The following is a 1,418-nucleotide window of genomic DNA, read 5'->3' on the forward strand; positions in this document are numbered from 1 at the left end:
AAGGCCGAGAGCTGATGACGAGTTGCCTTTAGGCGACGAAGTGGTTGATGCCATGCTTCCAAGAAAAGCTCCTAAGCTTCAGATAACTGGGAACCGTACCCCAAACCGACACAGGTGGTTAGGTAGAGAATACCAAGGCGCTTGAGAGAACTCGGGTGAAGGAACTAGGCAAAATGGCACCGTAACTTCGGGAGAAGGTGCGCCGGCGAGGGTTAAGGACTTGCTCCGTAAGCCCATGCCGGTCGAAGATACCAGGCCGCTGCGACTGTTTATTAAAAACACAGCACTCTGCAAACACGAAAGTGGACGTATAGGGTGTGACGCCTGCCCGGTGCCGGAAGGTTAATTGATGGGGTTAGCGCAAGCGAAGCTCTTGATCGAAGCCCCGGTAAACGGCGGCCGTAACTATAACGGTCCTAAGGTAGCGAAATTCCTTGTCGGGTAAGTTCCGACCTGCACGAATGGCGTAACGATGGCGGCGCTGTCTCCACCCGAGACTCAGTGAAATTGAAATCGCTGTGAAGATGCAGTGTATCCGCGGCTAGACGGAAAGACCCCGTGAACCTTTACTATAGCTTTGCACTGGACTTTGAATTTGCTTGTGTAGGATAGGTGGGAGGCTTTGAAGTGGGGACGCCAGTTCTCATGGAGCCATCCTTGAAATACCACCCTGGCAACTTTGAGGTTCTAACTCAGGTCCGTTATCCGGATCGAGGACAGTGTATGGTGGGTAGTTTGACTGGGGCGGTCTCCTCCCAAAGAGTAACGGAGGAGTACGAAGGTGCGCTCAGACCGGTCGGAAATCGGTCGTAGAGTATAAAGGCAAAAGCGCGCTTGACTGCGAGACAAACACGTCGAGCAGGTACGAAAGTAGGTCTTAGTGATCCGGTGGTTCTGTATGGAAGGGCCATCGCTCAACGGATAAAAGGTACTCCGGGGATAACAGGCTGATACCGCCCAAGAGTTCATATCGACGGCGGTGTTTGGCACCTCGATGTCGGCTCATCACATCCTGGGGCTGAAGCCGGTCCCAAGGGTATGGCTGTTCGCCATTTAAAGTGGTACGCGAGCTGGGTTTAGAACGTCGTGAGACAGTTCGGTCCCTATCTGCCGTGGACGTTTGAGATTTGAGAGGGGCTGCTCCTAGTACGAGAGGACCGGAGTGGACGAACCTCTGGTGTTCCGGTTGTCACGCCAGTGGCATTGCCGGGTAGCTATGTTCGGAAGAGATAACCGCTGAAAGCATCTAAGCGGGAAACTTGCCTCAAGATGAGATCTCACTGGGATCTTGAATCCCCTAAAGGGCCGTCGAAGACTACGACGTTGATAGGTTGGGTGTGTAAGCGCTGTGAGGCGTTGAGCTAACCAATACTAATTGCCCGTGAGGCTTGACCATATAACACCCAAGCAATTTGCTA

The 1,418-nt window shown here is 53.0% G+C and carries 1 rRNA gene; it reads left to right on the plus strand.

The features are described from left to right. Positions 1-1,396, plus strand: a 23S ribosomal RNA gene (locus QOS90_RS27495); the annotation flags it as partial. Between the last annotated feature and the right edge of the window lie 22 nt (positions 1,397-1,418).

The sequence above is a fragment of the Pseudomonas sp. LAIL14HWK12:I10 genome (genome assembly GCF_900184205.1).
GTDB lineage: Bacteria > Pseudomonadota > Gammaproteobacteria > Pseudomonadales > Pseudomonadaceae > Aquipseudomonas > Aquipseudomonas kermanshahensis.